The sequence below is a fragment of the Pseudomonas sp. LBUM1670 genome, from assembly GCF_059695695.1.
Genome location: NZ_CP166783.1, coordinates 3,965,122 through 3,989,670, shown reverse-complemented (window position 1 = coordinate 3,989,670; position 24,549 = coordinate 3,965,122). Strand labels below are relative to the sequence as shown.

The following is a 24,549-nucleotide window of genomic DNA, read 5'->3' as shown; positions in this document are numbered from 1 at the left end:
AGTGCCGACACTGATCGGCGCTCAACAATAATGATGAAGTGATTAGCAGGAGACATGATGAGTACGCAGCCTTCGATCAATGGATCGGTGCCCGAGCGCCTGGCGCACACCCGCGAGCTGATGAGCCGGGAGGGTATCCATGCCCTGCTGGTGCCGTCTGCCGACCCGCACCTGTCGGAATACCTGCCCGGTTACTGGCAAGGGCGGCAATGGCTGTCGGGCTTTCACGGCTCGGTCGGCACGCTGATCGTGACGCCGGATTTTGCCGGCGTCTGGGCGGACAGCCGTTATTGGGAACAAGCGACCAAGGAACTCAACGGCAGCGGCATCGAGCTGGTCAAGCTGCAACCGGGTCAGCCCGGGCCGCTGGACTGGCTGGCCGAGCAAACTCCTGAAGGCGGCGTCGTCGCGGTGGACGGTGCGGTGATGGCCGTCGCCTCGGCACGTACGCTGGGTGGCAAACTCGAAGAGCGCGGTGCTCGTTTGCGCACCGATATCGATCTGCTGAGCGAAGTCTGGAGCGATCGCCCGACGCTGCCGAACGAGCCGATCTATCAGCACTTGCCGCCTCAGGCGACGATCAGCCGTGGCGAAAAACTCGCCAGCCTGCGCGAAGTGTTGAAAGAGCGGGGCGCCGATTGGCATTTCATCGCTACCCTCGACGACATCGCCTGGCTGTTCAACCTGCGCGGCGGCGATGTGTCGTTCAACCCGGTTTTCGTTTCCTTTGCGCTGATCAGCCAGCAACAGGCGACCCTGTTCGTGGCCCTCAGCAAAGTCAGCGCCGAACTGCGCGCGATCCTCGAGCAGGACGGCGTAACCCTGCGCGACTACAGCGAAGTGGCCGACGCCTTGCGCGCGGTGCCGAGCGGCGCGAGCCTGCAAGTCGATCCGGCGCGTGTCACGGCTGGCCTGCTGGACAACCTCGACAGCGGCGTAAAACTGGTCGAAGGCCTGAACCCGACGACACTGGCCAAATCGCAAAAAAGCCTGGCCGATGCCGAGCACATCCGTCAGGCCATGGAGCAGGACGGCGCGGCGCTGTGCGAATTCTTCGCCTGGCTGGAATCGGCGTGGGGCCGCGAGCGCATCACCGAACTGACCATCGACAAACACCTGACCGCGGCGCGCACCCGTCGCCCGGATTATGTGTCGCTGAGTTTCAACACCATCGCCGCGTTCAATGCCAATGGTGCGATGCCGCATTACCACGCCACCGAAGAAGAGCACGCGGTGATCGAAGGCGACGGTCTGTTGCTGATCGACTCCGGCGGCCAATACCTGGGCGGCACCACCGACATCACGCGGATGGTGCCGGTCGGTACGCCGACTGACGAGCAGAAGCGCGATTGCACGCGGGTGCTCAAAGGCGTCATCGCGCTGTCCCGTGCGCAATTCCCTCGGGGCATTTTGTCGCCGTTGCTGGATGCCATCGCCCGTGCGCCGATCTGGGCGGAAAGCGTCGATTACGGTCACGGCACCGGGCACGGCGTCGGCTACTTCCTCAACGTTCACGAAGGCCCGCAAGTGATTGCCTATCAAGCCGCTGCCGCGCCGCAAACCGCGATGCAGCCGGGCATGATCACCTCCATCGAACCGGGCACTTACCGTCCGGGCCGCTGGGGCGTGCGGATCGAGAACCTGGTGTTGAACCGTGAAGCGGGCAAGAGCGAATTCGGTGAGTTCCTGAAATTCGAAACCCTGACCCTGTGCCCGATCGACACCCGTTGCCTGGAGCCGTCGTTGCTGACGTCGGACGAAAAACTATGGTTCAACGCGTATCACGCCGAAGTGCGCGAGCGCTTGAGCCCGTTGCTCGACGGCGCAGCGCTGGAGTGGTTGAACACTCGAACTGCCGCTATCTGATCGGCCTGAGCTCAGGCGCTGCTTCCAGCGCCTGGCTCATATAGCCGACGGGACGTTCACACTGGACACTGCCGCGTCCGCCCATGAGCTGCTCGCTTCGGGCGCGGCTCAGGGGCGGTGGGTCATCGAGATTTAAGCCAGGGCTTCAAGGACGAAGTCCAGTCGATCCTGGCCGAAGAACAGCTGGTTATCGACAAACATGCTGGGTGCGCCGAACACGCCGCGTCGCACGGCCTGCTCGGTGTTGTCCTTGAGTGCGGCTTTGACGTCTTCATCAGCGGTCAGAGCCAGCACTTCAGTGGGATCAAAACCGTTCTGCGCCAGCACCGAGGCGACGGTCGCCGGGTTATCGAGGCTGTGACCCTCAACCCAAATCGCATGAAACAAGCAGTCGATGAAGACTTGGAAGCGTTCCGGATGGCGTAGCTGTATGCCGGTGGCCGCGCGCATCAGCATGAGTGTATTGATGGGAAAGTTCGGATTGAACTTCAGCGGCACGCCATAACGTTTGGCATAGCGGTCCAGGTCCTGAAACATATAGAGGCCTTTGGCCGGGATGGTCGCCGGTGAAGCATTGCCGGTAGCCTTGAAGATGCCACCCAGCAGGATCGGAATGTAGATCAGCTGACTGTCGGTCTGCGCGCAGATTTTCGGCAGTTGGGTGTAAGCCAGGTAGGTGGCGGGGCTGCCGAGGTCGAAGTAGAACTCCACGGTTTTGCTCATGGTCGATGCTCTCTGATTATTGTTGTAGGGGAGGGCTTACCAGCGTTCGCTCCAGGGGCGCAGGTCCAGCTCGAAGGTCCAGGCGTCGCGGGGCTGGGTATGCAGGTACCAATAGTTCTCGGCAATGTGCTCGGGATTGAGGATGCCGTCCTGATCCTTGGTCGCATACTTCTCGGGGAACGTATCGCGAATGAAATCAGTATCGATGGCGCCATCGACGACGACGTGAGCAACGTGAATGTTCATCGGCCCCAGTTCGCGGGCCATGCTCTGGGCCAGCGCACGAATGCCATGCTTGGCGCCAGCGAACGCCGCGAAACCTGCAGCGCCACGCAGGCCGGCGGTGGCACCGGTAAACAGGATAGTGCCTCGTTGACGCGTGGCCATGCGCTTGGCCACTTCACGGGCATTGAGAAAGCCTGAGAAGCAGGCCATTTCCCAGATCTTGAAATACTTGCGAGCGGTTTCTTCGAGAATACTGCACGGCACGTTGGCGCCAATATTGAACACAAACGCTTCGATGGGGCCGATCTGGCTTTCAATCTGCTCGACCAGCGCAATCACGTCTTCTTCCTTGCGGGCATCGCAGGCAAAGCCATGGGCTTCGCCGCCAACAGCGTTAATGGCGTCCACCAGCGGCTGGAGTTTGTCTGCGCTGCGCCGGGTAACGCACGCGACGAAACCTTCTTGCGCAAAACGTTTGGCGATAGCGCCGCCCGTGGCATCACCTGCACCTACAACCAGTACGACCTTCTTGTTATTCATGGGTAGATCCCTTTGCTAAACGATCGTTAACTAAACGAACGTTATGCTACGATTCGACAGGCGTCAAGACGATCAATCTGAGGGAAAGGCAATGCGTTACTCGGCCAGCCACAAACTGGAAACCAAGGAGAAGCTGCTGGAAAGCAGTGCGGTGTCGGCGAAGAAGTCCGGTTTCTCTACGGTCGGTGTCGATGCAATGATGAAGGCAATTGGCTTGAGTGGTGGGGCGTTCTACAGCCATTTTTCATCGAAGGATGAACTCTTCGCTTCAATTGTCGAGCGAGAGCTGTGTCAAAGTCTGGAACGCTTGGGGGCTGACCAGGACCGTGACAGGCTCGAACGCTGCCTGAAGCACTACCTGAGCATGTCCCATGTCGAGAACCCGGAATCCGGTTGTGCATTACCGGCCTTGGGTGCGGAAATTGCCCGTTCAGACCTATTGATTCGCCAGCAGGCGGAGAAATGGATTTGTCGGCTTCAGGAGAGTTGGGCGCAGATTCTGGAGAGCGACAGCCTGGCATGGGCCATTCTGTCTCAATGCATCGGTGCATTGGTGGTGGCGCGAATGCTGGCCACTCCAGAGATCCAGCGCACGGTGTTGAAGTCCAGTTACGATGAGATCGGCCGTCAGATTGCAATCCCACGGGCCTGAAGAGACGGCATCAATCTATTTGCAGATGACGATCATGCTGCGGCTGGTATAGCCGGCGGGATTGAGACCAAATGGATAATCACCCGGTTCTTCCACGCCATCCCCTGACTTGGCGATGACTTTGTATCCCTTGGGCGCGCACGAATTGGCGGCGCTGGTGTAGCACTTGTCCCAGGATGACGAGAGCCCGGAACAGTTGACATGCAACCCTTTCTTGCCACGTTTGGTATGGGTTTCCGATGTCGCCGCGCAGCCCGCAACTGCAAGTACGGCGATCAGTATCATAATTCGTTTCATTGCTGTCCTTAAAGCGTCCCGGATCTTTGCGCCCGGGTCTGGCTGCATTCGCTTTTGCTCGAAGCGTCTCTGATATCCCTATCCTGAAAAGTCCATGTCTGACATTGGGTTGCGGGTCTAAACATGGCCTAAATGCACGGTAAATACCAGAGCTTCGTCAAATCCTGTATCAATCCGCCGCGACGGCGGGCTTGGCGGTGCTTCCCATGGTCATGGTCGCGCCGACGGAAGCCAGAATGATGCACAGGATAGCCATCCACTGGAACAGGGAAAGGTACTCATGGAGGAACAGCAAACCTGACAGCGCGCCGAACGCAGGTTCAATACTCATCAGCGTACCGAACGTGCGGGTCGGCATTCGGGTCAGGGCGACCATCTCCAGCGTATAGGGCAGGGCGGTGGAGAGGATAGCAACGCCGATGGCCACAGGGATCAACGATGGCGTCAGCAGCGCGGCGCCAGCATGAACAATTCCGATAGGCGCGACGAACAGCGCGGCGATCATCACCCCCAGTGCGGCCGTCTGCACGCCGTTGTCGGCGCCGGCCTTCTGGCCGAAGAGGATATACAACGCCCAGCAGGCACCAGCCCCCAAGGCATAGCCCGCGCCGAGCAGATCGATACTGGCAGTTGTTGCTCCTGTCGGTATTAACAGCAGCAATCCGACCGCCGCCAGGGCGATCCACAAAAAGTCGATCGCGCGACGCGAGGCATAGATGGCCACTGCCAAGGGGCCGGTGAACTCCAGCGCTACCGCGATGCCCAGAGGAACTGTGCGCAAGGACATATAGAAGAGGAAGTTCATACCGCCCAGCGCCATTCCGTAGACGATAACGGTACGCAGGGATTTTGTGGTGAGCTTCGCCCGCCAGGGGCGCAGAATTACGATCATGATCAGGCTGGCGAAGATCAATCGCAGGGTAGTCGTTCCTTGAGCGCCGATAACAGGGAACATGCTTTTGGCCAGGGAAGCTCCGGACTGGATCGACGCCATGGCTATTAATAGCAGGCCCACTGAGAACAGGGTCGAGGCAAAGCTGCGAGGCTGGTCATTCATGGCGTGGCATCGTCCAAGGCAGGGAGCGAAAGAATTGTTTCGTGTATTGGGCAATATACTGCGCATTCAAGGCGGGCGCGTCTATATATAAGCGGTGATTTTGAACATCCTGATAGAAAATCCAAATCAGGGGTTGACGGCAGATTCTGGAAGTCTATAATTCGCCCCACTTCCGGCGCAGTCGAGACTGAAAACTCCTTGGTAAACAAAGAGTTACGCAGTTTTCGGCAGTGAGTTGCTTCAGATCATCGAAGCCCAGAAGGAGTTGAAAGAGCGGTGTTGTTGGGCTCTTTTGACGATTCGATCGTCTCGGTCGAAAGCGGAGAAAAAGAGGTGTTGACAGCAGCGAGTAACGCTGTAGAATTCGCCTCCCGCTAACGAGAGATCGGAAGCGCAAGTGGTTGAAGTTGCAAAGGAAACTTTGAAAACTTCGCAAAATAACCGCTTGACAGATACAGAGGACGCTGTAGAATGCGCGCCTCGGTTGAGACGAAAGATCTTAACCAACCGCTCTTTAACAACTGAATCAAGCAATTCGTGTGGGTGCTTGTGGAGTCAGACTGATAGTCAACAAGATTATCAGCATCACAAGTTACTCCGCGAGAAATCAAAGATGTAACCAACGATTGCTGAGCCAAGTTTAGGGTTTCTTAAAAACCCAAAGATGTTTGAACTGAAGAGTTTGATCATGGCTCAGATTGAACGCTGGCGGCAGGCCTAACACATGCAAGTCGAGCGGTAGAGAGAAGCTTGCTTCTCTTGAGAGCGGCGGACGGGTGAGTAATGCCTAGGAATCTGCCTGGTAGTGGGGGATAACGCTCGGAAACGGACGCTAATACCGCATACGTCCTACGGGAGAAAGCAGGGGACCTTCGGGCCTTGCGCTATCAGATGAGCCTAGGTCGGATTAGCTAGTTGGTGAGGTAATGGCTCACCAAGGCGACGATCCGTAACTGGTCTGAGAGGATGATCAGTCACACTGGAACTGAGACACGGTCCAGACTCCTACGGGAGGCAGCAGTGGGGAATATTGGACAATGGGCGAAAGCCTGATCCAGCCATGCCGCGTGTGTGAAGAAGGTCTTCGGATTGTAAAGCACTTTAAGTTGGGAGGAAGGGCAGTAAATTAATACTTTGCTGTTTTGACGTTACCGACAGAATAAGCACCGGCTAACTCTGTGCCAGCAGCCGCGGTAATACAGAGGGTGCAAGCGTTAATCGGAATTACTGGGCGTAAAGCGCGCGTAGGTGGTTTGTTAAGTTGGATGTGAAAGCCCCGGGCTCAACCTGGGAACTGCATTCAAAACTGACAAGCTAGAGTATGGTAGAGGGTGGTGGAATTTCCTGTGTAGCGGTGAAATGCGTAGATATAGGAAGGAACACCAGTGGCGAAGGCGACCACCTGGACTGATACTGACACTGAGGTGCGAAAGCGTGGGGAGCAAACAGGATTAGATACCCTGGTAGTCCACGCCGTAAACGATGTCAACTAGCCGTTGGGAGCCTTGAGCTCTTAGTGGCGCAGCTAACGCATTAAGTTGACCGCCTGGGGAGTACGGCCGCAAGGTTAAAACTCAAATGAATTGACGGGGGCCCGCACAAGCGGTGGAGCATGTGGTTTAATTCGAAGCAACGCGAAGAACCTTACCAGGCCTTGACATCCAATGAACTTTCCAGAGATGGATTGGTGCCTTCGGGAACATTGAGACAGGTGCTGCATGGCTGTCGTCAGCTCGTGTCGTGAGATGTTGGGTTAAGTCCCGTAACGAGCGCAACCCTTGTCCTTAGTTACCAGCACGTAATGGTGGGCACTCTAAGGAGACTGCCGGTGACAAACCGGAGGAAGGTGGGGATGACGTCAAGTCATCATGGCCCTTACGGCCTGGGCTACACACGTGCTACAATGGTCGGTACAGAGGGTTGCCAAGCCGCGAGGTGGAGCTAATCCCACAAAACCGATCGTAGTCCGGATCGCAGTCTGCAACTCGACTGCGTGAAGTCGGAATCGCTAGTAATCGCGAATCAGAATGTCGCGGTGAATACGTTCCCGGGCCTTGTACACACCGCCCGTCACACCATGGGAGTGGGTTGCACCAGAAGTAGCTAGTCTAACCTTCGGGAGGACGGTTACCACGGTGTGATTCATGACTGGGGTGAAGTCGTAACAAGGTAGCCGTAGGGGAACCTGCGGCTGGATCACCTCCTTAATCGACGACATCAGCTGCTCCATAAGTTCCCACACGAATTGCTTGATTCATTGAAGAAGACGATAAGAAGCAGCCCGAAATTGGGTCTGTAGCTCAGTTGGTTAGAGCGCACCCCTGATAAGGGTGAGGTCGGCAGTTCGAATCTGCCCAGACCCACCAATTTTTGTGTGGGAACCTGTAGCAATACGGGGCCATAGCTCAGCTGGGAGAGCGCCTGCCTTGCACGCAGGAGGTCAACGGTTCGATCCCGTTTGGCTCCACCACTACTGCTTCTGTTTGTTGAAAGCTTAGAAATGAGCATTCCATGGTGATCATGGTGAATGTTGATTTCTAGTCTTTGGCTAGATCGTTCTTTAAAAATTTGGGTATGTGATAGAAAGATAGACTGAACGTTACTTTCACTGGTAACGGATCAGGCTAAGGTAAAATTTGTGAGTTTAATCGCGAATTTTCGGCGAATGTCGTCTTCACAGTATAACCAGATTGCTTGGGGTTATATGGTCAAGTGAAGAAGCGCATACGGTGGATGCCTTGGCAGTCAGAGGCGATGAAAGACGTGGTAGCCTGCGAAAAGCTTCGGGGAGTCGGCAAACAGACTGTGATCCGGAGATGTCTGAATGGGGGAACCCACCTAACATAAGTTAGGTATCTTAAGCTGAATACATAGGCTTAAGAAGCGAACCAGGGGAACTGAAACATCTAAGTACCCTGAGGAAAAGAAATCAACCGAGATTCCCTTAGTAGTGGCGAGCGAACGGGGACTAGCCCTTAAGTGGCTTTGAGATTAGCGGAACGCTCTGGAAAGTGCGGCCATAGTGGGTGATAGCCCTGTACGCGAAAATCTCTTGGTCATGAAATCGAGTAGGACGGAGCACGAGAAACTTTGTCTGAATATGGGGGGACCATCCTCCAAGGCTAAATACTACTGACTGACCGATAGTGAACTAGTACCGTGAGGGAAAGGCGAAAAGAACCCCGGAGAGGGGAGTGAAATAGATCCTGAAACCGTATGCGTACAAGCAGTGGGAGCCCACTTTGTTGGGTGACTGCGTACCTTTTGTATAATGGGTCAGCGACTTATTTTCAGTGGCGAGCTTAACCGAATAGGGGAGGCGTAGCGAAAGCGAGTCTTAATAGGGCGTCTAGTCGCTGGGAATAGACCCGAAACCGGGCGATCTATCCATGGGCAGGTTGAAGGTTGGGTAACACTAACTGGAGGACCGAACCGACTACCGTTGAAAAGTTAGCGGATGACCTGTGGATCGGAGTGAAAGGCTAATCAAGCTCGGAGATAGCTGGTTCTCCTCGAAAGCTATTTAGGTAGCGCCTCATGTATCACTGTAGGGGGTAGAGCACTGTTTCGGCTAGGGGGTCATCCCGACTTACCAAACCGATGCAAACTCCGAATACCTACAAGTGCCGAGCATGGGAGACACACGGCGGGTGCTAACGTCCGTCGTGAAAAGGGAAACAACCCAGACCGTCAGCTAAGGTCCCAAAGTTATGGTTAAGTGGGAAACGATGTGGGAAGGCTTAGACAGCTAGGAGGTTGGCTTAGAAGCAGCCACCCTTTAAAGAAAGCGTAATAGCTCACTAGTCGAGTCGGCCTGCGCGGAAGATGTAACGGGGCTCAAACCATACACCGAAGCTACGGGTATCACTTAGGTGATGCGGTAGAGGAGCGTTCTGTAAGCCTGTGAAGGTGAGTTGAGAAGCTTGCTGGAGGTATCAGAAGTGCGAATGCTGACATGAGTAACGACAATGGGTGTGAAAAACACCCACGCCGAAAGACCAAGGTTTCCTGCGCAACGTTAATCGACGCAGGGTTAGTCGGTCCCTAAGGCGAGGCTGAAAAGCGTAGTCGATGGAAAACAGGTTAATATTCCTGTACTTCTGGTTATTGCGATGGAGGGACGGAGAAGGCTAGGCCAGCTTGGCGTTGGTTGTCCAAGTTTAAGGTGGTAGGCTGGAATCTTAGGTAAATCCGGGATTCCAAGGCCGAGAGCTGATGACGAGTGTTCTTTTAGAACACGAAGTGGTTGATGCCATGCTTCCAAGAAAAGCTTCTAAGCTTCAGGTAACCAGGAACCGTACCCCAAACCGACACAGGTGGTTGGGTAGAGAATACCAAGGCGCTTGAGAGAACTCGGGTGAAGGAACTAGGCAAAATGGCACCGTAACTTCGGGAGAAGGTGCGCCGGTGAGGGTGAAGGACTTGCTCCGTAAGCCCATGCCGGTCGAAGATACCAGGCCGCTGCGACTGTTTATTAAAAACACAGCACTCTGCAAACACGAAAGTGGACGTATAGGGTGTGACGCCTGCCCGGTGCCGGAAGGTTAATTGATGGGGTTAGCTAACGCGAAGCTCTTGATCGAAGCCCCGGTAAACGGCGGCCGTAACTATAACGGTCCTAAGGTAGCGAAATTCCTTGTCGGGTAAGTTCCGACCTGCACGAATGGCGTAACGATGGCGGCGCTGTCTCCACCCGAGACTCAGTGAAATTGAAATCGCTGTGAAGATGCAGTGTATCCGCGGCTAGACGGAAAGACCCCGTGAACCTTTACTATAGCTTTGCACTGGACTTTGAATTTGCTTGTGTAGGATAGGTGGGAGGCTTTGAAGCGTGGACGCCAGTTCGCGTGGAGCCAACCTTGAAATACCACCCTGGCAACTTTGAGGTTCTAACTCAGGTCCGTTATCCGGATCGAGGACAGTGTATGGTGGGTAGTTTGACTGGGGCGGTCTCCTCCTAAAGAGTAACGGAGGAGTACGAAGGTGCGCTCAGACCGGTCGGAAATCGGTCGTAGAGTATAAAGGCAAAAGCGCGCTTGACTGCGAGACAGACACGTCGAGCAGGTACGAAAGTAGGTCTTAGTGATCCGGTGGTTCTGTATGGAAGGGCCATCGCTCAACGGATAAAAGGTACTCCGGGGATAACAGGCTGATACCGCCCAAGAGTTCATATCGACGGCGGTGTTTGGCACCTCGATGTCGGCTCATCACATCCTGGGGCTGAAGCCGGTCCCAAGGGTATGGCTGTTCGCCATTTAAAGTGGTACGCGAGCTGGGTTTAGAACGTCGTGAGACAGTTCGGTCCCTATCTGCCGTGGACGTTTGAGATTTGAGAGGGGCTGCTCCTAGTACGAGAGGACCGGAGTGGACGAACCTCTGGTGTTCCGGTTGTCACGCCAGTGGCATTGCCGGGTAGCTATGTTCGGAATAGATAACCGCTGAAAGCATCTAAGCGGGAAACTAGCCTCAAGATGAGATCTCACTGGGACCTTGAGTCCCCTGAAGGGCCGTCGAAGACTACGACGTTGATAGGTTGGGTGTGTAAGCGCTGTGAGGCGTTGAGCTAACCAATACTAATTGCCCGTGAGGCTTGACCATATAACACCCAAGCAATTTGACTACTCGAGAGAGCATCAGATTGCGGTGTGTGAAGACGCAATGAACCGAAAGTTCGAGAGCAACACACAAATCTATTGCATACCCAATTTGCTGAAGCGTCGAAAGACGGTTCGGTACCCGAATTTCTTGACGACCATAGAGCATTGGAACCACCTGATCCCATCCCGAACTCAGCAGTGAAACGATGCATCGCCGATGGTAGTGTGGGGTTTCCCCATGTGAGAGTAGGTCATCGTCAAGATTAAATTCCGAAACCCCTATCTGCGTATGCAGGTAGGGGTTTTGTTTTGCCCGCAGGAAAGTGACGTAAAAAAGGACAGCCTCTTCGGCTGCCCCTGAACTCACTGCCATAGCAGTGAAACTTCGGCAGAACGCATTTAGCGATCCCTTCGATAACGTCGGTAACCGACCGTTCGCTACGCCGCACATGCCATCGCCGCATGTTGCTTCAGATCCGGAACACCGAAAGGCCGTTCCTCGGCAATCCGCCGCCGACCTTCGATTTGGCCATCAAGGACAACCGTTAGAGGAAATCGCACTAAAGCGAGCGCACCGTTTTTGGTATGGTGCAGCTCGTTTTTTAACGGACTGATTCCACGCCTACGGATCGGCGCCCCATTTTTAGTTAAAGAGCAGCTGCAGAAATGCCGGAACCGATACCGATCAAGGACCACGAAAAAGAGACGCGCCTGGTCAATAAAAGGCTGATGGCCTGCGCGTTGTTCGTTGTCGCCATCAGCTGCGCACTGGTGGTGCGCATGTACGTGCTGCAAGTGGTGGAATTTGACTACCACTCGACGATTTCCGAAAACAATCGCGTCCATGTCTTGCCGATCACCCCCACGCGAGGGCTGATCTACGACCGCAACGGTGTGATCCTTGCCGACAACCGCCCCAGTTTCAACCTGACCATCACTCGCGAACGCGCCTCCGACGTCAAAGAGGAACTGGACGAGGTGGTCAACCTCCTGCAATTACCCGCTGAAGACAGGACGCTGTTCGACAAGGCGATGAAGCAGGCACGCCACCCATTCGTGCCAGTCACCTTGTTCTATGAACTGAGCGAACAACAAATCGCAGTACTCGCCGTCAACGAATTCCGCCTGCCCGGGATCGATGTGGAGCCCCAATTCGTTCGTCACTACCCGATGGGCGCTCACTTCGCGCACTCGATCGGCTACGTCGGTCGCATCAACGAAAAAGAATCCAAAGCCCTGGATACGGTCGAGTACCGGGGCACCCAATCCATCGGCAAAACCGGGATTGAAAAGTTCTACGAGTCAGAGTTGCACGGCCACGTCGGTTATGAGGAAGTCGAAACCAACGCTCAGGGCCGCGTGCTGCGGGTGCTCAAGCACACCGATCCGATCCCTGGCAAAAACATCGTCCTGAGCCTCGACGTCAAACTTCAGGAAGCCGCTGAAGAGGCCTTGGGTGATCGTCGCGGTTCCGTGGTCGCGCTCGACCCCTCGACCGGCGAAGTCCTGGCCATGGTCAGCAAGCCGAGCTTCGACCCCAACCTGTTCGTGACCGGGATCAGCTTCAAGGAATATGCGGCGCTACACGATTCCATCGACCGACCGCTGTTCAACCGTGTGTTGCGCGGCCTCTACGCACCGGGCTCGACTATCAAACCAGAAGTGGCCATCGCCGGTATCGACGCCGGCGTGGTCACGCCGCAGACCCGGGTCTTCGACCCCGGTTACTACCAACTTCCCGACTTTGATCACAAGTACCGCAACTGGAACCACAGCGGCGATGGCTGGGTGGACATGGACGCAGCGATCATGCGCTCCAATGACACCTACTTCTACGATCTGGCGCACAAGCTGGGCATTGATCGCCTGCACGACTACATGGCGATGTTCGGCCTCGGTGAGAAGGTCTCGCTGGACATGTTCGAAGAGTCAGCCGGCCTGATGCCGTCCCAGGCCTGGAAACGTGCAACGCGTCGTCAGGCATGGTTCCCCGGCGAGACCGTGATCCTCGGCATCGGCCAGGGTTACATGCAGGTCACGCCGCTGCAGCTGGCTCAAGCCACTGCGCTGATCGCCAACAAAGGTGTGTGGAACCGACCGCACCTGGCCAAGACTGTAGACGGTGTGGCGCCCGTGGATGAGCATCCGATGCCAAACATCCTGTTGAAGGACCCGCGTGACTGGGAGCAGGTCAACCACGGCATGCAAATGGTGATGCACGACGTACGAGGGATTGCCCGAGCGGCCGCGCAGGGTGCTCAGTACCGGATCGCCGGCAAGAGTGGTACGGCGCAAGTGGTCGCGATCAAACAGGGCGAGCGCTACAACCGGGCGAAAACCCTGGAACGTAACCGCGACAACGCCTTGTTTGTCGGTTTCGCTCCGGCCGAGCATCCGAAGATTGTGATCTCGGTGATGATCGAGAATGGCGAGGCCGGCGGTCGCGTCGCCGGCCCAGTGGTGCGGCAGATCATGGACGCCTGGTTACTCGATCGGGATGGTCACCTGAAACCGCAATACGCCACGCCGAGTAAAGCGCCTGGCGATCCTCACGTTTAACTGATCAAGGCTTCACAGTACAGGCTCACTTATGCTGAGCATGTGCTGGAAGCTTTCGAGGAACACGGTTTCGGCCTGACTCATCTTCTGCTCGCGATTCCACAGCAACTGGATATCGAAATCCACCACCCCGTCTTCCGGCGGCAAGCGCCAGAGCAAACCTTGCTCGACATCCGTTCGCACCAGATGCGAACGGGCGGGTAGCGCTGGCGGTGAAGTGGGGCAGATCTGATTTATGTAGTGCCTGATTGATCGCCTTCGCGGGCAAGCCTCGCCCCTACAGATGTGCCGAATGAAATATTTTCGTTCAACCCAGTCCTGTAGGAGCGAGGCTTGCCCGCGAAGAACGATAGCGCGGTGCAACGGATGGAACACACTCTCCATCGCCCTGACGTTAACGTAAAGATTGCGGCAGGGCGCTGAACTTAAAAGAGCGCAGGGGGACCGATCCGGAGCGCTTGATGGCGCTAATAAAACCAACTTCCCCCACGCTGCACCGCGAAGCCCGGCTGGCCCGGGAAAAACTCCACCTCGAGGGCGAAGTCTGCGCGGTCAACGTCTTCCGGCGTGGCCCGCGGCACCACGCACAGCACCTCGCCGGTGGCCGGGTTGTGCAGGGGCATGGTCTGGCCGTCGGCGGCCTCGGCCCAGTCGCCGCCGATAAGCATGCGCGGGGCGCGCTGGATGAACGCCGAGGTGGCGGGAAGCAGGTAGGGGAGCGTCATGGCGAGGCCTCTTGTTGATCGTGAGAACGAGGCTTTCGCAATGGCTGTGCCATGTGCCGAAAAGGCGCCGCAGGCCCAAGGCTGGCGCGTTGTTTGAGGGGGAAGGGGCTAATGGATAAATCGGTTTTGTCGCATTTCGCGACACTATCTGAGACGACGAGCAACCGGTTCTCAGCCTTGAGCCACCTTCGGTGGAGGATTAGAATTTTCAGGCTCGGTGGGTGACATGACGGAACATTTCCCTTGCTACACATCTGGCGTAATGGAGGTTGCGATGTTCCTTTCAACGCTTGAAATCCAAAACATCATCGAACACAGTTTTCTACCCGCCGTCTGCACTTGCAACATGGAAGCGGACCAGTCCCTGACGATCCGGGTCTGTGACCGCATGACTGGCAAAGTGGACCTGATCGCTACCCACGTTCCGGTGTGGACACTGGACAGTCCCCATGCCATCGCCACGCTGGTAGCGGACATGCGCCAGGAGATCGAGGCGCACAAGAGCATTCATCCCACCTATTCCATCTGAACCGTCGTCAAGCCGCACCGTTGACAACCGGTGCGGCTTGCGCTGAGCAATCAAGCCGCGATTTTCCGGGAAATCTCTTCGAATGTGTGGCCATCCACGGCAGCCAGCAGCTTTCTGTCGTCCTTCAGCGTTGCCAGAAAGGTCACTTCGGTTTCTTTCCCTGCGAGCATGAAACCGGCAATCGCGCCGATGGGGCCGAGCAGCATGGCGCCGGCGACGCCGAAGCCGATGGCGTCCTTGATGTTGTTGATCGAATCCTCGTTGGCGACTTCCACGCTTTTGAACGAGGAGAGGGGCAGGGCGATGCCGGGCCACGGGTGAAGCGACGTTCTCAGGGTGAAAACGTCGTCTCTGTACTCTCCGTCACCCTGCAGAAAGTCCCCCGCCAGGACAGTGATGCTTGCCATTTTGTGACTCCCTGACTGGCAATTGGTGAAGAACTATTTCGCGCCCATAGGGGACTGTCGTCAATCCTCGGGCGATGAGCTGTCCCGGCCACGCATCTATGCTTGTCTCAGACTGCAACAACTGTCGCGATATTAGACGCAGGCGCTCTCGATCAAGCTTGCTTTATAGCAGTCAACTTCACGCAACCGCTTAGCTGTTCAGCATCGACCTGAAAACCGGCAAGACCGAAACCGACGACTTCGGCCCGCTGACGGAAATCTACTTCAGCGGCATGCGCTCACCGAAGGACCCGAACCTGATGTTCGGCGTGCTCAATCGTCTGGCGAAGTACGACATCAAAGAGACGAAAATACTCCAGGCGGCGACGCTGGATCATTCCTGCTACTGCATTTCCTTCAACAAGGATGGCAGCAAGATCTACCTGGCTGGGACGTTTAACGATGTGGCGATTTTTGATGCCGAGAGCATGAAGCCGATCGGCAGCATCAAATTGCCGGGTGGGGATATGGCGATCAAGACTGCGCAGATATTTGTTCGGTAATTGCGGCGTCTGATCTGACGCCTTCGCGGGCAAGCCTCGCTCCTACAGGTTAGCGTCGTACCAAATGGTGCGATCACTCCGAACCTGTAGGAGCGAGGCTTGCCCGCGAAGAGGCCATCAAAAACAATAGAGAAATTACTGCCCAGGCACCGGACAACTCAAATCCCCCTCCTGACACTTCAAGTAAATTTTGAAAGCCTGCACCCGCGCCTTGGTCAGATCCGTAATGCAATTGCTGTAAATCAACGGATAAACACTCCCGCCCTCAACCGCTGACGCGGAAAACTTGCACTCGGCATCCCGAAACCCGATCCACGCCCGCTGCGCGCCAACCAACAGCTTCTTGCTGTCGGGATGGCCCTTCAAACGCTCGGTGATCTGCTGGTACAGCGCATTCAACTCCTTGTCCGCCGCCTTGTTCTGCTGCGCCGCACATTGATTCATCGTGACCTGGTCGGTGGCGTTGTCGCAATCGACGGCATGGGCAACGGTGGTGAGCAGCAACGGCGTCAGCGCCAGAAGCAAGCGTGGGAGCATGGGGATTCTCGCTGTGTAAGGAAAAGTGGAGGTGCAGTGTAGCGAAGCCTCATCCGCTTACGGTTCTCAACCCCGAACTTTGGCCCGGATGTGCGGCCGAATATTTAAGGCAGGGTTGATTGAGAAGCCCCATTGATACAACTTTAAGGTGGGGCTTGTGGTCTTACAGGCCTACTGTTCATTACAGGAGGTGACTTATGAACCCAGCATCAGATCGCATCGAAAGGAAGATCCTGCTTAAAGCGCCGCGCTCGCAGGTCTGGCGTGTGCTGGCCAATGCCGAGGCGTTCGGGCAGTGGTTTGGCGTGGCGCTGGAGGGCAAGCGTTTTGTCGCCGGTGAGTGGACTCAGGGGCAGATTACTTACCCAGGTTATGAGCATTTGTTGTGGAATGTCCTGGTGGAGCGAGTCGAGCCGGAGCGGGTTTTTTCGTTTCGCTGGCACCCGTATGCCGTCGAGCCGGACGTCGATTACTCCCAGGAACCCACCACGCTGGTGAAATTCGAACTTCAGGACCTGGACGAAGGCACATTGCTGACGGTCGTCGAGTCGGGTTTCGATCACGTTCCACAGACGCGCCGACTCAAGGCGTTCCGCATGGACAGCCGTGGCTGGGATGAGCAGATGAGCAACATCGAAGAGTTTCTGAAGATCAACACCAAGGCTCGCGAGCATCAGAAAGAATAATGGCTGTCAGTTCGAACCTTGGTTAAAGCGCGGCTGCAGGCCCGGAAACTCGCGGCTTCCAGGCTCGACACCTGACGCGTCTAAGGGTTTTCGGAAGGGGTGGTATAGCGAATGTCTTACACGTAGCGGTAACTATGTCGTCTGTTGCGGATTGGATCCGATGCGTAATCTGGCCACATCAACTGAAGCACAGGAAGCGCTTCAGGATCATGGATGATCGGCCATCAGCAAGGAACGCTATCGACAGGGAGTCGACATGGTCTTGGGAAAAACCCGCTTCGGCGGGTTTTTTTTCGTCTGCTGAAAAGCTGAGCATTTTTTTTGTGGGAGCCAGCCTGTGTGGTGAGGGGATTTATCGGAATGCCGCACCACCCCGTGTGGCTGCGGAGCAGTCGTAAAACCATTCTATGCGGTGTACCTGACACACCGCAGTTTTCCATTTCGGGGCCGCTTCGCAGCCCAACGGGGATAAATCCCCTCGCCACGAAGGCTCGCTCCCATGCTGTCGGCGTACAGATTTGGGTCTTTGATGGTCAATGGCTTACACCAGAGCGCGGGTATGTCGTCTGTTTACGCTTCAACAATAGGCTTAGTCTGGATCCATCAACTGAGTCGCAGGATGCACTCAGGATCACGGATGATCGACCATAGGCCTGGATGGCTGCTGACAGGATGTCGCAATGGTCTTGAGAAAACCCGCTTAGGCGGGTTTTTTTGTGGGCGATTGAAAGTCCTCGATGAAGCCGGACACTGGCTGCACCGAGGAATGGATCAGCGAACTGATACCTGATCGAGCTTCGCCGCAGCACGCTCGGTGATTTCCGAGCGCAATTTCAACGCCCCGGCAGCTCGTTTCCGCGCTTCCTCTAGCACACTGAACGGCGCGGTCTCAGGACAGCCCGAAGCAAACGGCGGCGCGGGAGCATATTCCAGCTGCAACTGCACCAGCTCTGCCGTGTCCTTACCGAACAATTCAGCGGCCAGGGTCAGGGCGAAATCAATGCCCGCGGTGATGCCGCCGCCCGTCAACAGATTGCCATCGCGCACCACTCGATCCTTCACCGGGATCGCACCCAATGGCGCGAGCAATTCGTGATACGCCCAGTGAGTGGTAGCGTGTTTACCCTTGAGCAGACCCGCAGCGCCCAGCACCAGCGCTCCCGTGCAAACCGAAGTGACATACCGCGCATGGGTCGCCTGAGCCTTGATGAACGCCAACGTTTCGTCATCCTCCATCAACGGACCGACACCGCTGCCGCCGGGAATGCAGATCACATCGAGTGCCGGGCAATCGTCGAAGGTGACGGTGGGTTTCAGTACCAGGCCGGTGCTCGCGGTGACTGGCATCAGGTCCTTCCAGATCAGATGCACCTTTACGTCCGGCAGCGAGGCCAGCACGTCGTAAGGACCAGTCAGGTCCAGTTGCTGCACTTGCGGGAACAACAGAAAACCGATCTGCAACGTCATGGCGTTTTTCTCGTGAAGTGGGTGGACGGCTTCACTCTAGGCTCGTAGGATTTGGCGCATACGCCAATTACCCCACGAATTACGCCAAACATGCCCAAGACCATTCATGTGCTCGCGTTCGCCAACGTGCAACTGCTCGACGTCACCGGGCCGTTGCAAGTATTCGCCTCGGCCAACGACATTGCCCGCCAGAAAGGTTTGCCACCGCCTTACGCGCCGACGGTGATTGCCAGCGGCGGCGGGGCGGTGATGTCGTCGGCCGGGCTGGCGCTGTTGGCCGAACCGTTGCCCGGGCAGGGCAGCGACACCTTGATCATTGCCGGCGGCTGGGGCGTTTACGCGGCGGCGGAGGATGCGGCGCTGGTGGCGTGGGTGCGTGAGCATGCGGCGGGATGCCGTCGAGTGTCATCGGTGTGCACCGGGGCGTTTTTGCTGGCGGCCAGTGGCTGGCTCGATGGCCGTCGGGTGGTTACGCACTGGACGCGTTGTGAGCAGTTGGCGCAGAGACATCCACGACTGCGGGTCGAGCCCAATCCAATTTTCATCAATGACGGCCCGGTGTGGACCTCGGCCGGAGTCACTGCCGGCATCGACCTTGCGCTGGCCATGGTCGAAGCTGACCTCGGTCGCACCATGGCGCTGGAAGTGGCGCAGCAATTGGTGGTTTTTCTGAAACGGCCGGGCGGCCAGTCGCAGTTCAGCGTGACCTTGTCGTTGCAAAAGGAAGGCAGTCGTTTTGACGATCTTCATGCCTGGATCAGCGAAAATCTCACCATGGATCTGGGTATTCCCACCCTGGCGCTACAGGCGGGCATGAGCGAACGCAGCTTCGTCCGCCACTACCGCACCGACACCGGCCAGACGCCCGCGCGGGCCATCGAACTGATTCGGGTCGAAACTGCGCGACGCCTGCTCAGCGACACCGGCGTACCGATCAAACGGGTGGCGGTGCAATGCGGGTTTGGCAGTGAAGAGACACTGCGGCGCAGTTTCCAGCGCGCCATGGGCGTGACGCCGCAAGCCTATCGCGAGCGGTTTTCGGTCAGTTCTCCCATCGTCCCTTCCCCTGAGCTTTCCGTATCTACTACCTGATTAAAATACTTCGCCCGATCCGGCGTAAACGTCACCACCATCCTGGTCCGCGAGCAGGTCAACGCCCGCTCTTCGCCCAAATCAACCTCCAGATCTTCCCCGCGCAAACCCTGCCACTGGGCGAGGTACTTGAGTGATCCGTACTTTTCGAGTTTCTTCAGGCTGCGGCTGACGCCACCTTTCCAGCCCAGCACCGGCAGTTCACCGGCCAGGCATTGTTGGGCGAGTTCGGGGAAGCGTGCGGCGCGTTGGCGGCCGATTTCCCAGCATTTGATCAGGCCTTTGTCCGGGCCTTCCCACAGTTCATCGCGGTTCAGGCCTGAGCGGAGCGGGGTGTCGATGCTGCGGTGGATGCGCTGGGTCATTCGGGTTCCTTGAATTCGGGTTTTGTTGGACAGCTCCGCTGTGCCCGTTGAGGGTCGATGGTAGGTGGGGATGTAACGGGTGGCAACAGAGTATTTTCGGGTGTTGGTATGATTTTTTGCGCGTCGGCTATCGGGTTTTGTTTAGTGGTTGTAGGATTCTGGCTTACATTGCCCACCGGTTCTTTAGCCCTGCGTTAAACCTTTAAGCCTTGTGTCTGGCTGATGCCTCTTTCGCGAGCAAGCCCGCTCCCACATTGGATCTTCAGCGTGATCACTATTGTGTGAACATCATTGAACACTGTGGGAGCGGGCTTGCTCGCGAAGGGGGCAACGCGGTTTCAAGGCTGCCAGTAATTCTTCTCCCCACTCAATTTCCGGTCCAGAAAACATGCCGCGCTGATCAGCGCCAGGTGCGTCAGCGCTTGCGGTGTGTTGCCGAGATGCCGCGCATGGCTGTCGAGTTCTTCGGCATACAACCCCAGTGGATTGGCGTACCGCAGCAGTTGTTCGAACTCCAGGTGCGCCTTTTCCACCTGACCGGCCCGGGCCAGACATTCGACATACCAGAACGAACACGCGGCAAAGGCGCCTTCGGTGCCATCGAGGCCATCAATCCGGGCGTCGTCATTGCGATAGCGGTAAACCATGCCATCGCGCACCAGGTTTTTTTCGATGGCATCGAGGGTCGCGAGCCAGCGCGGATCCTTGGCGCTGACGAAGCGCACCAACGGCATCAGCAGCATCGAACCATCCAGCGCAGTGCCGCCGATGTGCTGGATGAAATGCCCGCACTCTTCGTTCCAGAAGTTTTCCCAGATGTCGGCGTGGATCGCCTGACGGGTCTGGTCCCAACGGGCAAACGGGGCGGGCAGGGAGCGTTTGGAGGCGAGGCGAATCGCCCGGTCCAGCGCCACCCAGCACATCAATCGAGAGTGCAGAAAATGATGCTGCTCCCCGCGCATTTCCCAGATGCCGACGTCTTTTTGCTGCCAGGTTTCGCAGACCTGATCGACCACTTCCACCGCGTGTTTCCAGCCTTCATGGGAGATGGCGTCGCCGTACTTGTTGACCAGGTACACCGCGTCCATCAGCTCGCCAAAGATGTCGAGCTGGACCTGATCGTACGCACCGTTGCCGATGCGCACCGGCAAGGCGCCGCCATGGCCGGACAGGTGCGAGAGTTCGGTTTCCGGCAATTCCTGACGACCATCGATAGCGTAGAGAATGTTGAGTTTCATCGCTTTGCCGTGGCAATCGCTGACCCGCCCGCGGAGCCAGCGCATGTAATCGTTGGCTTCCTGGACAAACCCCAGGCGCATGAATGCGTAAACGGTAAACGAGGCGTCGCGGATCCAGGTGTAGCGATAGTCCCAGTTGCGTTCGCCGCCGGGCGTTTCCGGCAAGCCAAAGGTCGCGGCCGCGAGGATCGCCCCGTGTTTGCGCGAGGTCAGCAGTTTTAGCGCGAGGGCCGAGCGGTTGACCATTTCCCGCCAGCGACCGCGGTAGTTGGACTGGCTGGTCCAGTCGCGCCAGAACTTCAGCGTGCGCTCTAGGCACAAATCTGCGGCACCTTGCTTGAAGCGAGGATCGTCGAAACCGCCCAGCAGGAACTGCGCGCCCTGGTCCTGTTTCAGGGTGAATTCGGCCACCGCTGCGTCGCCCTCGACACGCAATTCCTGGTCCGAAGACAAGCGCATGGACGGCTGATCGGCTGCCTCGAACGCCACGTCCTTTTCATCCAGGCGCGCGCGAGTCTTGGCGCGAGCATAGTCATGCCGCACGGCGCAGCGCAGGTGAAACGTCGCCTGACCGCTGACCACCCGAACCCGACGCATCAGCACCGGCAGATTATCTTCGCTGTCGCCGATCGGCAGCAGGTCGGTGACCTCGACCACCGCGCTGTCGCTGAGCCAGCGGGTTTGCAGCACGTTGGTATCAGGCAGATAAATTTGCTCGCGGCGGGCGTCGGGCAGGTCCGGCGACAGTTGGAAAATGCCGGCCTCGGGTGTGTCGAGCAGCGAGCAGAAGATCGACGGGCTGTCGAATTCCGGCCAGCAGAAAAAATCCACGCTGCCCTTGTCGTTGACCAGTGCCGCGCTGCGCATGTCGCCGACGATGCCGTGGGCGTCGATGGCGCTTTGTCGTTCGGGATGATGATCAGCCATTGCCGCGAAACTCCGGATAGAAGCTCATGCCGCCGTCGATGAACAGGGCTAATGCCGGAACTGGCGCCGGTGACCAGGGCGACTTTTTGGTCGAGGGAAATCTGTATCAGCGTTAGCGCCTTTAATTAGCTGACTGGTTTGGGCGGCGCAGAGTTCATTTGGAGGAAAAGGAGGTTGTCCCTGCCGGCCCCTTCGCGAGCAAGCCCGCTCCCACATTCGACCGGGTCATATCAGAAGGACTGCGATCGAATGTGGGAGCGGGCTTGCTCGCGAAGAGGCCTTCACATTCAACCAACAATTCGACCCTTTCCCCTTAAGCAGCCTTATGGCAACTTGCAGGCCCTTGTCGAGACCCGAACCATGGCCAACCCCTACCGCGAACTGTTCAAAGCCCCGGGCAGCCGAGCCTTTGTGCTGGCCGGGATGATTGCGCGCATGCCGATTTCCATGACCGGCATCGGCCTGATCACCATGCTCTCGCAGCTGCAAGGCGGCTACGGACTGGCCGGCGCGGTGGCGGCGACGTTTGCTTTGGCCACGGCGTTTTGCGCGCCACAGGTTTCGCGTCTTGTCGACCGTTTCGGGCAACGCCGGATCTTGCCGGTGTCGGCACTGATTGGCGGTGGGGCGTTGTTGCTGGTGTTACTGTGCACACGTTTACAGGCGCCGCAATGGACGCTGTTTCTGTTCGCCGCGCTGGCTGGGTGCATGCCGAGCATGTCGGCGATGGTGCGGGCGCGCTGGACCGAGGTCTATCGCGGCGAGCCGCAATTGCAGACCGCTTATGCCCTGGAGTCGGTGCTCGACGAAGTCTGTTTTATTGTCGGACCACCGCTGTCGGTGGGCTTGTGCGTGGTGGCGTTCCCCGAGGCGGGGCCGTTGGCAGCGTTGCTGATGCTGGCGATTGGCGTCACGGCGTTCGTCCTGCAACGGGACACCGAGCCGGCGATTCATCCCCACGAAGAACACCATCAAGGCTCGATCATTCGTTCCGGCGAGATTCAGTTGCTGGTGCTGCTGATGGTCGCCTTGGGCACCATTGTCGGCGTGGTCGATGTGGTCAGCGTTGCTTTCGCCCAGCAGCAGGGGCAGCCGGCGGCGGCGAGCATTGTGTTGTCGGTGTATGCGATTGGCTCATGCCTGGCCGGATTGGCGTTTGGGGCGTTGCGCTCGAAAGTGCCGTTGCCGCGACTGTTTCTGTACGGCGGGGTGGCGACGGCGGTGACCACGTTACCGTTGCTGCTGGCGACCAACATTCTCGGGTTGTCGCTGGCGGTGTTCGTCGCCGGGCTGTTTTTTGCGCCGACGCTGATTGTGGCGATGGCATTGGTGGAACGCATCGTGCCGCCGGCCAAACTCACCGAAGGCCTGACCTGGCTGGTGACCGGGTTGAGCATCGGCGTGGCGATTGGCGCTGCCAGTTCGGGTTGGCTGGTGGATGCATTCGGGGCGCGCAGCGGGTTCTGGGTGGCGATTGCGGCGGGGGCTGTGGTGCTCGGGTCTGCGATCCAAAGCTATCGCCACCTGAAATAGAGATCCAAGTGGGAGCGGGCTTGCTCGCGAAAGCGGTGTGTCAGGCAAAGTTGATGTCGACTGACACACCGCATTCGCGAGCAAGCCCGCTTCCACATTTGGATCTTTGACTAATTCAAGACCGGCCTCATCCGTTCTCTTTACAGACAACTTTTCGAGGTAAGCCCGGTGACCCAGCTGACATTGCTGTGCCTGCCCTATTCAGGCGCGAGCGCCATGGTCTACAGCCGCTGGCGGCGCAAACTGCCGGAGTGGCTCAAGTTGCAGCCGGTGGAACTGCCGGGGCGCGGCGCGCGGTTCGGCGAGCCGTTGCACACCGACATGCGGCGCCTGGCGCTGCAACTCGCGCAGGAACAGAAAGCCACGCTCAAGGCGCCGTACGCGCTGTTCGGCCACAGTCTCGGTGCGTTGCTGGCCTGCGAAATGGCCCATGCCTTTCGTTCGCTGGGATGTCCGGAACCGGTGGCGCTGTTCGCTTCAGGCACGGCCGCGCCGACCATGCGTGCCGATTACGACCAGGGTTTTGCCGTCCCGAAAACCGATGCCGAACTGATCGAGCAACTGCGCACCCTCAATGGCACCAGCGAAGAAGTGCTGGCCAATGAAGAGCTGATGAGCCTGACGCTGCCGATCCTGCGCGCAGACTTCCTGTTGTGCGGCCGTTTCGAGCCGATCCAGCGTCCGCTGCTGAAATGCCCGGTGCACGTGCTCGGCGGCAAGGCTGATCGCGCGACCACCGAACAGCTGATCGGCTGGAGCAGGGAAACCCACGGCAGTTTCTCCGTGGACATGCTGGCTGGCGGTCACTTCTTCATCCATGAACACGAAGCCAAGGTGTTGCGAGTGATCAAGGATCAGCTCGAGGGTCACCGTCGACGGCACGCCATGGCCGCTACTGCCTGACTCAATCTCAAGATCACCTACATCCCTGTGGGAGCGGGCTTGCTCGCGAAAGCGGTGGGTCAGCCAACATCAATGTCGAATG

General features: G+C 57.5%; 17 protein-coding genes, 2 tRNA genes, 3 rRNA genes and 3 pseudogenes. 14 read left to right on the top strand and 11 right to left on the bottom strand.

Annotation, left to right across the window (positions count from 1 at the left end):
- Window positions 1–57: 57 nt before the first annotated feature.
- A complete protein-coding gene (locus ACA073_RS18060) occupies window positions 58–1,866 on the top strand; it encodes an aminopeptidase P family protein (protein WP_497398303.1) in 1,809 nt (602 codons plus the stop codon).
- A gap of 132 nt (window positions 1,867–1,998) precedes the next feature.
- Here ACA073_RS18060 and ACA073_RS18055 read toward each other — a convergent pair whose 3' ends face one another.
- Window positions 1,999–2,589 carry a 2-hydroxychromene-2-carboxylate isomerase gene (locus ACA073_RS18055; protein WP_497398301.1) on the bottom strand — a complete coding sequence of 197 codons (591 nt, stop codon included), beginning with the start codon at window positions 2,587–2,589 and terminating at the stop codon, window positions 1,999–2,001.
- A gap of 36 nt (window positions 2,590–2,625) precedes the next feature.
- Window positions 2,626–3,354 (bottom strand): SDR family oxidoreductase, encoded by a 729-nt coding sequence (locus tag ACA073_RS18050; RefSeq protein ID WP_497398299.1) that lies wholly within the window; start codon window positions 3,352–3,354, stop codon window positions 2,626–2,628.
- A gap of 91 nt (window positions 3,355–3,445) precedes the next feature.
- Between ACA073_RS18050 and ACA073_RS18045 the strand changes: the two genes are divergently transcribed.
- Entirely contained in the window at window positions 3,446–4,006 is a 561-nt protein-coding gene (locus ACA073_RS18045) for a TetR/AcrR family transcriptional regulator (RefSeq protein WP_497398297.1), read from the top strand.
- A 15-nt stretch (window positions 4,007–4,021) separates the two neighbouring features.
- Here the strand turns inward: ACA073_RS18045 and ACA073_RS18040 are convergent, their stop codons facing one another.
- Together ACA073_RS18040 and rhtA are read right to left on the bottom strand one after the other, a co-directional pair.
- A complete protein-coding gene (locus ACA073_RS18040; protein WP_497398295.1) occupies window positions 4,022–4,303 on the bottom strand; it encodes a hypothetical protein in 282 nt (93 codons plus the stop codon).
- 169 nt (window positions 4,304–4,472) lie between these two features.
- Window positions 4,473–5,360, bottom strand: coding sequence for a threonine/homoserine exporter RhtA (gene rhtA / locus ACA073_RS18035; protein ID WP_497398293.1), 888 nt, complete (start codon window positions 5,358–5,360; stop codon window positions 4,473–4,475).
- A 670-nt stretch (window positions 5,361–6,030) separates the two neighbouring features.
- Between rhtA and ACA073_RS18030 the strand changes: the two genes are divergently transcribed.
- The 6 genes from ACA073_RS18030 (at window position 6,031) to mrdA (ending at window position 13,516) form a co-directional block, all read left to right on the top strand.
- Window positions 6,031–7,567: ribosomal RNA gene (locus tag ACA073_RS18030) — 16S ribosomal RNA — on the top strand.
- An 82-nt stretch (window positions 7,568–7,649) separates the two neighbouring features.
- Window positions 7,650–7,726 (top strand) — tRNA-Ile (locus tag ACA073_RS18025).
- 28 nt (window positions 7,727–7,754) lie between these two features.
- Window positions 7,755–7,830, top strand: a tRNA-Ala gene (locus ACA073_RS18020).
- A gap of 236 nt (window positions 7,831–8,066) precedes the next feature.
- A 23S ribosomal RNA gene (locus ACA073_RS18015) occupies window positions 8,067–10,958 on the top strand.
- 146 nt (window positions 10,959–11,104) lie between these two features.
- Window positions 11,105–11,220 (top strand): 5S ribosomal RNA (gene rrf / locus ACA073_RS18010).
- Together the 16S, 23S and 5S rRNA genes with 2 tRNA genes alongside form the textbook arrangement of a ribosomal RNA operon.
- Before the next feature lie 403 nt (window positions 11,221–11,623).
- Window positions 11,624–13,516 (top strand): penicillin-binding protein 2, encoded by a 1,893-nt coding sequence (mrdA, locus tag ACA073_RS18005; RefSeq protein WP_497398291.1) that lies wholly within the window; start codon window positions 11,624–11,626, stop codon window positions 13,514–13,516.
- 12 nt (window positions 13,517–13,528) lie between these two features.
- Here the strand turns inward: mrdA and ACA073_RS18000 are convergent.
- Both ACA073_RS18000 and ACA073_RS17995 read right to left on the bottom strand, forming a co-directional pair.
- Window positions 13,529–13,708: pseudogene (locus tag ACA073_RS18000) on the bottom strand (LysR family transcriptional regulator); the annotation flags it as partial.
- Between the two features lie 329 nt (window positions 13,709–14,037).
- A pseudogene (locus tag ACA073_RS17995) lies at window positions 14,038–14,241 on the bottom strand (aldehyde dehydrogenase); the annotation flags it as partial.
- A 274-nt stretch (window positions 14,242–14,515) separates the two neighbouring features.
- On the opposite strand from ACA073_RS17995, the gene ACA073_RS17990 reads away from it, so the two are divergent.
- Window positions 14,516–14,770 (top strand): DUF1652 domain-containing protein, encoded by a 255-nt coding sequence (locus tag ACA073_RS17990; RefSeq protein ID WP_497398289.1) that lies wholly within the window; start codon window positions 14,516–14,518, stop codon window positions 14,768–14,770.
- A 50-nt stretch (window positions 14,771–14,820) separates the two neighbouring features.
- Here the strand turns inward: ACA073_RS17990 and ACA073_RS17985 are convergent, their stop codons facing one another.
- Window positions 14,821–15,177 (bottom strand): hypothetical protein, encoded by a 357-nt coding sequence (locus tag ACA073_RS17985; RefSeq protein ID WP_497398287.1) that lies wholly within the window; start codon window positions 15,175–15,177, stop codon window positions 14,821–14,823.
- Between the two features lie 194 nt (window positions 15,178–15,371).
- Here ACA073_RS17985 and ACA073_RS17980 point away from each other — a divergent pair.
- Window positions 15,372–15,719, top strand: a pseudogene (locus tag ACA073_RS17980) (quinohemoprotein amine dehydrogenase subunit beta); the annotation flags it as partial.
- Window positions 15,720–15,854: 135 nt separating this feature from the next.
- Here the strand turns inward: ACA073_RS17980 and ACA073_RS17975 are convergent.
- Window positions 15,855–16,256: a lysozyme inhibitor LprI family protein gene (locus ACA073_RS17975; RefSeq protein ID WP_497398285.1), complete on the bottom strand. Its 402-nt coding sequence runs from the start codon at window positions 16,254–16,256 to the stop codon at window positions 15,855–15,857.
- 197 nt (window positions 16,257–16,453) lie between these two features.
- Between ACA073_RS17975 and ACA073_RS17970 the strand changes: the two genes are divergently transcribed.
- A complete protein-coding gene (locus tag ACA073_RS17970) occupies window positions 16,454–16,942 on the top strand; it encodes an SRPBCC family protein (protein ID WP_497398283.1) in 489 nt (162 codons plus the stop codon).
- 771 nt (window positions 16,943–17,713) lie between these two features.
- On the opposite strand, the gene inhA is transcribed toward ACA073_RS17970, so the two are convergent.
- Complete coding sequence (inhA, locus tag ACA073_RS17965; RefSeq protein WP_497398281.1) at window positions 17,714–18,409, bottom strand: isonitrile hydratase; 696 nt, start codon at window positions 18,407–18,409, stop codon at window positions 17,714–17,716.
- A gap of 90 nt (window positions 18,410–18,499) precedes the next feature.
- Here inhA and ACA073_RS17960 point away from each other — a divergent pair, with 90 nt between their 5' ends.
- Complete coding sequence (locus tag ACA073_RS17960) at window positions 18,500–19,501, top strand: GlxA family transcriptional regulator (RefSeq protein ID WP_497398279.1); 1,002 nt, start codon at window positions 18,500–18,502, stop codon at window positions 19,499–19,501.
- Here the strand turns inward: ACA073_RS17960 and ACA073_RS17955 are convergent.
- Window positions 19,432–19,866 carry a hypothetical protein gene (locus tag ACA073_RS17955; RefSeq protein ID WP_497398277.1) on the bottom strand — a complete coding sequence of 145 codons (435 nt, stop codon included), beginning with the start codon at window positions 19,864–19,866 and terminating at the stop codon, window positions 19,432–19,434. The two genes, ACA073_RS17960 and ACA073_RS17955, sit on opposite strands and share 70 nt — an antisense overlap.
- A 338-nt stretch (window positions 19,867–20,204) precedes the next feature.
- On the bottom strand, window positions 20,205–22,031 hold the full coding sequence (locus tag ACA073_RS17950; RefSeq protein WP_497398275.1) for a glycoside hydrolase family 15 protein: 1,827 nt from the start codon (window positions 22,029–22,031) through the stop codon (window positions 20,205–20,207).
- Between the two features lie 360 nt (window positions 22,032–22,391).
- On the opposite strand from ACA073_RS17950, the gene ACA073_RS17945 reads away from it, so the two are divergent.
- Window positions 22,392–23,564 carry an MFS transporter gene (locus ACA073_RS17945; RefSeq protein WP_497398273.1) on the top strand — a complete coding sequence of 391 codons (1,173 nt, stop codon included), beginning with the start codon at window positions 22,392–22,394 and terminating at the stop codon, window positions 23,562–23,564.
- A gap of 168 nt (window positions 23,565–23,732) precedes the next feature.
- Window positions 23,733–24,467, top strand: a complete 735-nt coding sequence (locus ACA073_RS17940; RefSeq protein ID WP_497398271.1) for a thioesterase II family protein — start codon at window positions 23,733–23,735, stop codon at window positions 24,465–24,467.
- The last annotated feature ends 82 nt before the right edge of the window (window positions 24,468–24,549 follow it).

Bases quoted from the DNA above. Each gene is read 5' to 3' on its own strand.
- ACA073_RS17955 (WP_497398277.1), bottom strand. From the start codon at position 19,866: ATGACCCAGCGCATCCACCGCAGCATCGACACCCCGCTCCGCTCAGGC.
- ACA073_RS17975 (WP_497398285.1), bottom strand. From the start codon at position 16,256: ATGCTCCCACGCTTGCTTCTGGCGCTGACGCCGTTGCTGCTCACCACC.
- ACA073_RS17985 (WP_497398287.1), bottom strand. From the start codon at position 15,177: ATGGCAAGCATCACTGTCCTGGCGGGGGACTTTCTGCAGGGTGACGGA.
- ACA073_RS18050 (WP_497398299.1), bottom strand. From the start codon at position 3,354: ATGAATAACAAGAAGGTCGTACTGGTTGTAGGTGCAGGTGATGCCACG.
- ACA073_RS17945 (WP_497398273.1), top strand. From the start codon at position 22,392: ATGGCCAACCCCTACCGCGAACTGTTCAAAGCCCCGGGCAGCCGAGCC.
- ACA073_RS17950 (WP_497398275.1), bottom strand. From the start codon at position 22,031: ATGGCTGATCATCATCCCGAACGACAAAGCGCCATCGACGCCCACGGC.
- ACA073_RS17990 (WP_497398289.1), top strand. From the start codon at position 14,516: ATGTTCCTTTCAACGCTTGAAATCCAAAACATCATCGAACACAGTTTT.
- ACA073_RS18045 (WP_497398297.1), top strand. From the start codon at position 3,446: ATGCGTTACTCGGCCAGCCACAAACTGGAAACCAAGGAGAAGCTGCTG.
- mrdA (WP_497398291.1), top strand. From the start codon at position 11,624: ATGCCGGAACCGATACCGATCAAGGACCACGAAAAAGAGACGCGCCTG.
- ACA073_RS17970 (WP_497398283.1), top strand. From the start codon at position 16,454: ATGAACCCAGCATCAGATCGCATCGAAAGGAAGATCCTGCTTAAAGCG.
- ACA073_RS18055 (WP_497398301.1), bottom strand. From the start codon at position 2,589: ATGAGCAAAACCGTGGAGTTCTACTTCGACCTCGGCAGCCCCGCCACC.
- ACA073_RS17960 (WP_497398279.1), top strand. From the start codon at position 18,500: ATGCCCAAGACCATTCATGTGCTCGCGTTCGCCAACGTGCAACTGCTC.
- rhtA (WP_497398293.1), bottom strand. From the start codon at position 5,360: ATGAATGACCAGCCTCGCAGCTTTGCCTCGACCCTGTTCTCAGTGGGC.
- ACA073_RS18060 (WP_497398303.1), top strand. From the start codon at position 58: ATGAGTACGCAGCCTTCGATCAATGGATCGGTGCCCGAGCGCCTGGCG.
- inhA (WP_497398281.1), bottom strand. From the start codon at position 18,409: ATGACGTTGCAGATCGGTTTTCTGTTGTTCCCGCAAGTGCAGCAACTG.
- ACA073_RS18040 (WP_497398295.1), bottom strand. From the start codon at position 4,303: ATGAAACGAATTATGATACTGATCGCCGTACTTGCAGTTGCGGGCTGC.